Origin of the sequence: Marinobacter sp. (assembly GCF_052091845.1) — a bacterium.
Lineage (GTDB): Bacteria > Pseudomonadota > Gammaproteobacteria > Pseudomonadales > Oleiphilaceae > Marinobacter.
In genome coordinates this window covers 1-9,295 of the sequence record NZ_JBQDCO010000076.1, presented here as the reverse complement: position 1 = coordinate 9,295, position 9,295 = coordinate 1, and the positions used below count along the sequence as shown (strand labels likewise).

The window sequence follows — 9,295 nt, the reverse complement described above, 5'->3', positions numbered from 1 at the left end:
TTTTTTGAGCTAATAAAGTTATTCGGCAAGAAATCAGGCATTAATCAGACCCTCCTTAGAGATTCATTTTTTTCCAGTAGGGCGACGATGGTGTCGACGGCTTCGCCGGAAGTGGTATCAGAACTTGGAAAAATTGTATTAAAGTTGCCGTTCAGCACTTGATAAAATTCGCTGCGGTCTTCGGCTTCAATCTCAAGTGCTGCTGCCATGGCTTCAAGATTTTCTCCCTGGCCACGGGACATATCCGCAGCAATCGCTGCTCCTCGTGATTCCATAATCATTGCCATGGATTGGACGTTTTCGTTGGTATGACAGCCCGTAATACCTAAGGTCATACTCACCGTTTGTGAGGCTATACCATTGGTTGTTGCAGCCAATACATGTGGAGCAATACCGGATTGCCCTTTCCAGATCATAGCACCTACGCCACAGCCTGGTTGTGCAAAAGCCATGGATGAGGCACCTAGCAAAATTGTACCGGCGATCAGTTTTTTCATCATGCTCTCCTTAACGATTTTTAGCCGTCGTTTCATCCCGCGCTGGCCATCGCGTTGGGCAGAGCCCTTGCGGTTTATATGAAGTAAGGATGACCATTAGACAGAGTATAGTTCAATATTAAAACCTGCCAGGTTTGTTGCCTATTTTTCATGGGTCTACCGAAAAGTCTCGCAAGTGATGCAGCGCTCATATACACTGAAGAAATAAGGCTCGCCAGTTAATGATTTTCTTGTTATGCGGCGAGCGCTTACGTATTATGTCCGCGGCCACGAAGGCCTAGAAACAAAACACGGAGACACGATTTTGAAAAAAATTCTAATTGCATCATCTTTGGTATTGGCAGGCGCGCTGTCAGGCTGTAGTTCAATGAACGTCAGTTCCAACTCTATGCCTATTACTGCACCGCTGCAGACCGACATCAAAGCTGACGTTGAAGTTGGTGAGAAAATCACTGGCAAGGCTTCCGTAACGAAGGTCCTGTTCTTTACTATTGGCAGTGACAAGCAGTTTGCTGACGGCGTTTCTTACGGTGGCTCTAGCGGTGGCGGCGGCCTGCCTTTTGGGAATCCGGTTTCTAAAGCGAAATCTGCAGCAGCATACAAGGCTGTTACCGCTTCTGGCGCAGATATTATCGTAGCTCCACGTTATACTGTTGAGACCGAGGACTTCTTGGTTTTTGGGACCATCAACGTAACGGTTGAAGGTTACAAAGGCACGATCAAAAGCATCAAATAACTCGCTTTTGGTATGCTGTATGTAAAAACCGGGGAGCTTTATAAGGCTCCCCGGTTTTTTCTCTTCTTATTGGTCGTTAACCACCCAAATAGGCATTCTGAACATCCGGGTTGGCCAACAAGTTCTTGCCGGTATCATGCAAGCGGATTTTGCCCGTTTCCAGCACATACCCCCGGTCGGCCAGGTGCAGCGCCTGGTGGGCGTTCTGCTCTACCAGAAACACCGTAATTCCCTCATCCCGCAGGTGGCCAATGATCTCGAAAATCTGCTTGATGACGAGCGGCGCCAGCCCCAGTGACGGCTCATCCAGAATGATCATCGTCGGCCGGCTCATCAATGCCCGCCCAATGGCTAGCATCTGTTGTTCGCCACCAGACATGGTGCCCGCGCGCTGCAGGGCCCGTTCTTTCAGGCGTGGAAAAAGCTCGTATACATGGGCCTGGGTATCCCGGATTTCGGCTTTGGTGTTGAAAAAACCGCCCATGTGCAGGTTTTCTTCAACCGTCAGGCCGGAAAATATTCTGCGCCCCTCTGGCACTATCGCTAGCCCCGAACGCATAATCTGTGCTGTGGGATCGTTTGTAATATCACGGCCTTGCAGGGTTATACGCCCGGAAGTGGCTTGTGGGGTGCCGCACACAGTCATTAGCAGTGTGGTTTTTCCTGCACCGTTGGCGCCAATCAGCGAGACGATTTCGCCCCGGTTCACTTCAACAGACACCCCGTGCAGGGCCTCTATCTTCCCGTAATGGGTATGGACATCTTCTAGTAAAAGCATGCTCATGTTCAGGCCTCGCCCAGGTAGGCTTTGATCACGTCGTCGTTCTGGCGGATTTCTTCTGGTGTGCCACTGGCCAGGGGGCGGCCCTGGTTAATAACGTTGATCCGATCGGAAATATCCATTACCAGGCTCATATCGTGTTCAATCAACACCACGGAAACGTTGTAGTCCGCTTTCAGGCTAATAATAAGCTGGTTGAGTTCTTTGGTCTCAGCCGGGTTGAGGCCGGCTGCCGGTTCGTCCAGCATCAGCAGTTTTGGTTCGGTCACCATGCAGCGCGCTATCTCCAGGCGCCGTTGCTGGCCGTATGCCAGGTTGCCTGCATCCCGGTTGGCGAGTTCCAGTAGCCCAACGCGTTCCAGCCAGTAGGCTGCACGATCAAGAGCCTTCTGTTCACGCTCCTTATAGTTAGGGGTGCCCAGAAGTCCAGCGAGCATGTTGGTGTTGAGGTGGCGGTGCTGGGCCACAAGCAGGTTTTCCACAACAGACATCTGGGTGAACAGACGAACGTGCTGGAAGGTCCTTACCATGCCCAACCTGGAAATTTTGTGGTCCGGTTTTCCCTGTACTTCCTTGCCTTCAAAAAGGATTTTGCCACCGCTGGGCCTGTAAAAACCGCTCATGCAGTTGAATACGGTGGTTTTACCGGCACCGTTGGGGCCGATGATGGAAACGATTTCCCGTTCCTGAACATCCAGTGTCACTTGGTCTACTGCCAGCAGGCCGCCAAAGCGCATGGACAGATTTTGTACTTCAAGCATTGTCTGTCACTCCTGCTTTTTCAGTTTGATGTGAATGCGACGCATGGGCAGCATGCCCTGGGGTCTCCAAACCATCATTAACACCATGGCGGCGCCGAAAATCAGCATTCGGTATTCGGAAAATTCCCGCGCCAGTTCCGGCAATATGGTTACGGCTATGGCTGCCAGTATTACGCCAAGCTGCGACCCCATGCCGCCCAGAACCACAATGGCCAGAATGATGGCAGATTCCAGGAATACGAAGGATTCGGGGCTGATAAAACCTTGCTTGGAAGCAAATACGGTGCCTGCAAAGCCGGCAAAAAACGCGCCAATGGTAAATGCAGAGAGCTTTACTGCGGTGCGGCTGAGCCCGAGCGAGCGAGCTGCTATTTCGTCTTCCCGCAGCGCCTCCCAGGCCCGGCCTACCGGCATGCGCATAAAACGCCGAATGATCAATGCCGTTATTACGGCCAGCACCAGGGCGATTAGATACAGGAAGATCACCTTGTGCTCGCCACTGTAGGCAATGCCAAAGGTTTCATGGAACGAGGTGTTGCCCTCTTCTTTTACACGCCGGCCAAACTCCATGCCGAACAACGTCGGGTCGGGGATGCCGCCAATGCCGTTTGGGCCGCCTGTCAGGTTGGTCCAGTTGTTAAGCAGAATGCGGATAATCTCGCCAAAACCCAGGGTAACAATAGCCAGATAATCGCCTCGCAAACGCAGGACTGGAAAGCCCAGTACCAGCCCAAAAAGAGCGGCTAGCAGTGCACCTGCGGGCAGTGCAACCCAGAATGAGGCGCCCAGATATTGGGACAGTAAAGCGAAGGTATAGGCGCCCACCGCGTAGAAAGCTACATAGCCAAGATCGAGCAAGCCCGCAAGGCCAACCACTACGTTAAGGCCCAGCGCCAGCATAATGTAAATCAGCACCAAAGTGGCCAGATCGACAGAGCCCCGCGACACAAAAAATGGCCAGAATAGCGCAAGAACCACAAGCCCGGTTATTACCCAGAATTCAAGCTTCACCCGCTTGGATTGCTCCATGGGCTCTTTGTTCACCAGGGGGTTGAGCCTAGGCAATTTACCCAGCACCGCCATGAACGAGCCACGAAATGCCTGGAACACAAAAACCGCAACAGCAGCCAGAAAAATCGCTATATGCGTTGAGGTTTCGGCACCAGTGACCGTGATTTTTACACCCTCGGCTTCCAGGTTAAGCCCAAGAATCGGGAAAGCTATAATGAGCGTGACAATTGCGCAAAACAGTGCGTGTCTATAGTTGTTAGCAGCCATCAGATCTTCTCAACCTCCGGTTTGCCAAGCAGGCCGGTGGGTTTGAATAACAGAATGAGGATCAGCAAGCCGAAGGAAACGACGTCTTTATACTCACCGCTGAGGTAGCCCGAAGTCATGCTTTCAGACACGCCAAGGATAAGCCCGCCGAGCATGGCACCGGGAATGCTGCCGATGCCGCCGAGCACGGCCGCTGTAAAGGCCTTGAGGCCAGCGATAAAACCAAATAAGGGGTCAACCGAACCGTAGTACATACCCAGGAGCAGGCCTGCAACGGCTGCGAGTGCGGCACCAATAATGAAAGTGGCCGATATGATTCGGTTGGTGTCTATGCCCAGCAGGCTGGCCATGCCCAAATCCTGCGAGACAGCCCGGCAGGCGCGCCCCGTGCGAGAGCGGGAAATGAACAGCGAGAGCACGGTCATGCATATCAGTGTGGTGATGAAAATCGTGATCTGCATGTAAGATAAAGACATCTGAAACGCATCGTCCGAACCAAACTGAAAGCCCCCCTCAATGAGCGCAGGAAAGCCGATGTTGCGAGAGCCCTGGGCAAGGTGAACATAGTTCTGCAGGAAAATGGACATGCCGATGGCAGAAATCAGCGGAATCAAGCGGTGGCGACCCCGCACGGGCCGGTAGGCAACCCTTTCAACCGCCCAGCCCATGGAGCTGGAAACGATCATGGCGCACACCAGGGCAACAATCAGAATCAAAGGGAGCCAGGCCACACCAAGGGCGGTCAGGCCGGTTATGGTGATAAGCGCCGTGTAGGCGCCGATCATATAAATCTCACCATGGGCAAAGTTGATCATGCCAATGATACCGTAAACCATCGTATAACCAATGGCGATCAGGGCGTAGGCGCTCCCAATCGTCAGCCCGTTAATGAGCTGTTGAGAGAAGTAGAGGAGGTCTTGCATTGTTATTTGACTCCGGGGGCCTGCTCCCTCGGCTGCATCGCCCCGGGCACAGAATAGCCGCGCTGGGTGTGAAACAGAGTTAACAGGGGCCTAGAAAAACACCTTCTCCCGGGTCGCGGTGAGAAGGTGTTCTCATGATTACCGTTTATTAACGATTAGGCTTAGTTTACCGGAGTTTTGCTGCCATCTGAATGCCATTCGTACACAATAAACTCGAACGACTTCATATCACCAGCCTCGTCGTATTCAACCGTGCCGATTGGCGTCTCGAAGGTACCGTTGCGTAGCGCCTCGGCAACATCAAACGGGTCTTTGGAATCTGCGGCTTCGATGCCGTCTGCAATTAGCTGAACGGCGGCGTAAGAAGTCAGAACGAATGGGCCGGATGGGTCTTCGTCGTTGGCTTCGAACGACTCAACCAGTTCCTTGTTTTCTTCTTTCTCATCAAAGCTCGGGGGCAGGGTGACCAGAAGCCCTTCGGAGGCTTCGCCGGCAATGGTGTTGATGTCGTTGTTGCCAACGCCCTCAGGGCCCATAAACTTGGTCTCCAGGTTGGCTTGCTGTGCCTGGCGCAGAATCAGCCCCAGTTCCGGGTGATAGCCGCCAAAGTACACGTAATCCACATCTGCCTGCTTAAGCTTGGTAATCAGGGATGAAAAGTCCTTGGCGCCAGCGGTGACACCTTCAAACATGGCAACCTCGACACCTTTGTCTTTCAGGGTGTCACGAACGGCGGTGGCAATACCTTCGCCGTACTGTTGCTTATCGTGAATCACCGCCACCCGCTCCGGGTCCTGGCTGGCAATATAGTTGCCGGCAACCGGCCCCTGCATGCTGTCGAGCCCGATGGTGCGGAAAACCAGCTCATAGCCACGCTCGGTAACTTCCGGGCTGGTTGAAGCCGGAGTAATCATGAGTATGCCTTCATCCTCATAGATGTCTGAGGCAGGCTGGGTTGAGCTAGAGCACAGGTGGCCAACAACATAGCGAACGCCATCGTTAACCAGTCGGTTCGCAACCGTGACTGCCTGCTTGGGGTCGCAAACATCATCGTATTCTACCGCGACCAGCTTTTCGCCCATCACGCCACCGGCCTCGTTAATACGCTTGATGGCCATGCGTGTGCCGGAGAATTGCATGTCGCCATACTGTGCAACCGGGCCGGTAATAGGCCCTGCGACGCCAATTTTGATCTCTGCAGCAGCGTGGCCTGCAGTCATAAGGGCCACAGAAGCGCTCACTGCGGTAACGAGTTTTTTTACTGAAATTGTCATTGGGGTTGTCCTGTGTTTTCAGGGTTATTCTTATAGTCTCAGTAGTTAAACAAACACCACCCATGCAACCTTGTCAAGTTGGCTGGTGGCCTGGTTTGTTATTTAACATTCTGCACGTAAAAACCGCTACTTGCATTCGTGAGTGTGAAGATCTCTAATACTTAGTGGTGTAAACAAAAGGCAAGCGCCCCCATTTGGAGCAGTAACACATTGAGCAACCACGAGCATGTTCTGGTCGCACTTCGGCGAGTTATCCGGGCAACAGATCTTCATTCCAAACGTCTTAGCAAGAACGCCGGACTCACCGGGCCGCAGCTGCTAATCATGCGGACCATTCGGGAGTTGGGAGAAGTCACCATCGGCACCATCGCCGATAAGGTCAGTCTGAGCCAGGCCACGGTGACCACTATTCTGGATCGTCTGGAGCACAGGCAACTGGTTTACAGAGTGCGTAGCACCCGGGATAAGCGCAAGGTGCATGCACACCTGACTGAAAGTGGCGCAGATATACTTTCCCGCGCCCCTAATCCTTTGCAGGAGCAGTTCATTAAAAAGTTCCAAAACCTTCACGAGTGGGAGCAGAACATGATTCTGGCGTCGCTTCAGCGTGTCGCGAACATGATGGATGCCGATGATATTGATGCCTCACCCGTATTGGATGTGGGCCCTGTGCTGAAAGACGACGGCTGGAAGGAAAGGGCGTAAGCCTTTTCCTTCCAACGGCTTAGTGCACCGACGAGTCTGCGCGGGATTTGTTGCCAAAACACACCTGAAACACATCGTTGTAATGTTTGGCGAAGTTCACCGTCAGGCCTTCCCGAAGGTAATCCGGCAGTTCCTCATAATCTCCGCGGTTCGCCTCTGGCAGAATCAAATTGCTGATTTTTTGTCTGCGTGCCGCAATAACTTTCTCGCGAATGCCACCCACAGGAAGTACCTGGCCGGTGAGTGTTAGCTCGCCGGTCATCGCTGTGTATGGCTGTGGAGCTTCTTTGCGAGCAATTGAGAGCAGGGCGGTTGCCATGGTGACCCCAGCGCTGGGGCCGTCTTTTGGAGTGGCGCCTTCTGGCACATGAAGGTGTACGAAAGACTTGTCAAAAAATCCCGGGTCGCCTTTGAACCGCTTCAGGTTTGAGCAAACGTAGCTATATGCTATTTCTGCCGATTCCGTCATTACCTCCCCAAGCTGGCCGGTCAATTTGAAATTACGCTGGCTGCTGTGAATCCGTGACGTTTCGATGCTCAGGGTTGCACCGCCCATGGCTGTCCAGGCCAGCCCGGTTACCACACCAATGCCTTTAAGTGATTTCTCTTTCCGGAATGCGGGCTGGCCGAGATACTCCTGCAAATCGGATACACCTACCCTTACTGGCTTATCCGGGGATTTCAGCAGTTTTACAATGCCCTTGCGCATAACCTTGTGCAGGAGCTTCTCCAGATTCCGAACACCGGCCTCGCGGGCATAGCCCTCGATTATCTGACGGATGGCGGCATCGGTGATATTGAATTGCTTTTTAAGTAGCCCGGCACGCTTCAGCAATCGCGGCAGCAAATGATGCTTGGCAATAGCCAGCTTTTCTTCGCCTATATAGCCAGACAGGCGGATGACATCCATCCTGTCCAGCAGCGGCCGGGGAATGGTATCGAGCTGGTTTGCCGTGCAAATGAACAGCACCTTGGACAGGTCCATGCGGACATCCAGGTAATGATCCAGAAAATCCTTGTTCTGCTCCGGGTCCAGAGTCTCCAGTAGGGCAGAGGCTGGATCGCCTTGGAACGAGGCACCGATTTTGTCGACTTCATCCAGCATGATCACAGGGTTGGCCACGGCAGTATCTTTAAGTGCTTGCACAAACTTGCCTGGCATAGCGCCGATATAGGTGCGCCTATGGCCTTTGATTTCCGCCTCGTCGCGCATGCCGCCAACGCTAAATCGATAAAATTCGCGTCCAAGCGCATCGGCTACCGAGTGGCCAATGGAGGTTTTGCCAACCCCAGGCGGGCCAACAAGTAGCAAGATTGATCCGCTGACTTCGTTTTTGAAGGTGCCCTCTGCAAGGAACTCGATAATCCGGTCTTTTACATCATCAAGGCCATCGTGATCCCGATCCAGAATGCGGCGGCCTTCTGTCAGGTCAAATTGATCTTCAGAGTATTGCCCCCAGGGCACCTGGGTTAACCAATCCAGATAATTACGGGTAACACCGTATTCCGGCGAGCCCTGCTCCAGAATCTGCAGCTTTTGTAATTCGTCGTTAAAGCGCTCCTGTACGGCTTCGGGTGGGTTCAGCTCCGCCATTCGGGCTTCGAAGCGCTCGGCATCTGCCGTTTTGTCGTCTTTCGACATGCCCAGCTCGCGCTGGATAACCTTCAGTTGTTCTTTCAGGAAAAAATCGCGTTGATGTTTCTGTACCTTTTCGTTCACCTCTTCGCTGATTTCAGACTGCAGGCGGGCTACCTCCAGCTCTTTGTGCATCAGCAGAAGTACTTTTTCCATGCGCCGGAGCAAAGGCACCGTGTTCAAAATAGCCTGCAGTTCGTGGCCGGGAGCGCTTGTCATCGATGCGCCAAAATCGGTCAGTGGCGAGCTGTCCTCCGGTCCGAAGCGCGACAGATATTGCTTTACCTCCTCGCCATACAGCGGGTTGGTGCGCAACAACTCTTTTATAGCGCTGATGATGGCCAGTGTGTAAGCCTTGGTTTCATCCGTATCCTCTTGTGGTTCTTGCGGGTATTCCACTTCTGCCAGATAAGGCGCTTTACGGCGCAGCCATCGCACAATACGAAAGCGCTGCAGGCCCTGGGCAATAAACTGAACGTTGCCGTCCTTGTTTTGAGCGTGATGAACGCGCACAGCGCAGCCAACCTCCGCTAACTCATCGCTTTGCGGAACACTCTGGTCTGATTGAAGGTCATCAACAAAACAAATGCCCATCAGCTTGTGGTCGGTTTCGCTAACGCGCTTAAGTGTCTCTTGCCAGTGGTTCTGGCGTGAATTCAGATAATAACTGCAGCACTTTGGTGTAACCAGGTAGAGGTGGGAGG

The 9,295-nt window shown here is 53.0% G+C and carries 9 protein-coding genes; 2 read left to right on the top strand and 7 right to left on the bottom strand.

Annotated elements, in window-relative coordinates:
- Positions 1 to 44 precede the first annotated feature (44 nt).
- Positions 45 to 497 (bottom strand): DUF3015 family protein, encoded by a 453-nt coding sequence (locus tag ACTHYN_RS15750; RefSeq protein WP_441813354.1) that lies wholly within the window; start codon positions 495 to 497, stop codon positions 45 to 47.
- A gap of 304 nt (positions 498 to 801) precedes the next feature.
- Here ACTHYN_RS15750 and ACTHYN_RS15745 point away from each other — a divergent pair, with 304 nt between their 5' ends.
- Positions 802 to 1,233: a hypothetical protein gene (locus tag ACTHYN_RS15745; RefSeq protein WP_441813353.1), complete on the top strand. Its 432-nt coding sequence runs from the start codon at positions 802 to 804 to the stop codon at positions 1,231 to 1,233.
- 76 nt (positions 1,234 to 1,309) lie between these two features.
- Here the strand turns inward: ACTHYN_RS15745 and ACTHYN_RS15740 are convergent, their stop codons facing one another.
- The 5 genes from ACTHYN_RS15740 to ACTHYN_RS15720 form a co-directional block, all read right to left on the bottom strand.
- Positions 1,310 to 2,011, bottom strand: a complete 702-nt coding sequence (locus ACTHYN_RS15740; RefSeq protein WP_441813355.1) for an ABC transporter ATP-binding protein — start codon at positions 2,009 to 2,011, stop codon at positions 1,310 to 1,312.
- A gap of 8 nt (positions 2,012 to 2,019) precedes the next feature.
- A complete protein-coding gene (livG, locus tag ACTHYN_RS15735) occupies positions 2,020 to 2,775 on the bottom strand; it encodes a high-affinity branched-chain amino acid ABC transporter ATP-binding protein LivG (protein ID WP_441813352.1) in 756 nt (251 codons plus the stop codon).
- Positions 2,776 to 2,781: 6 nt separating this feature from the next.
- Positions 2,782 to 4,053, bottom strand: a complete 1,272-nt coding sequence (livM, locus tag ACTHYN_RS15730; RefSeq protein ID WP_441813351.1) for a high-affinity branched-chain amino acid ABC transporter permease LivM — start codon at positions 4,051 to 4,053, stop codon at positions 2,782 to 2,784.
- Positions 4,053 to 4,976, bottom strand: coding sequence for a high-affinity branched-chain amino acid ABC transporter permease LivH (livH, locus tag ACTHYN_RS15725; protein ID WP_441813350.1), 924 nt, complete (start codon positions 4,974 to 4,976; stop codon positions 4,053 to 4,055). The genes livM and livH overlap by 1 nt, the downstream gene beginning before the upstream one ends.
- A 161-nt stretch (positions 4,977 to 5,137) precedes the next feature.
- Entirely contained in the window at positions 5,138 to 6,250 is a 1,113-nt protein-coding gene (locus ACTHYN_RS15720; RefSeq protein WP_441813349.1) for a branched-chain amino acid ABC transporter substrate-binding protein, read from the bottom strand.
- A 210-nt stretch (positions 6,251 to 6,460) separates the two neighbouring features.
- Between ACTHYN_RS15720 and ACTHYN_RS15715 the strand changes: the two genes are divergently transcribed.
- Entirely contained in the window at positions 6,461 to 6,955 is a 495-nt protein-coding gene (locus ACTHYN_RS15715) for a MarR family winged helix-turn-helix transcriptional regulator (protein ID WP_441813348.1), read from the top strand.
- A 19-nt stretch (positions 6,956 to 6,974) separates the two neighbouring features.
- Here ACTHYN_RS15715 and lon read toward each other — a convergent pair.
- Positions 6,975 to 9,295 (bottom strand): endopeptidase La (gene lon / locus ACTHYN_RS15710; protein WP_441813347.1); only part of this gene is annotated, 2,321 nt, incomplete at its 5' end.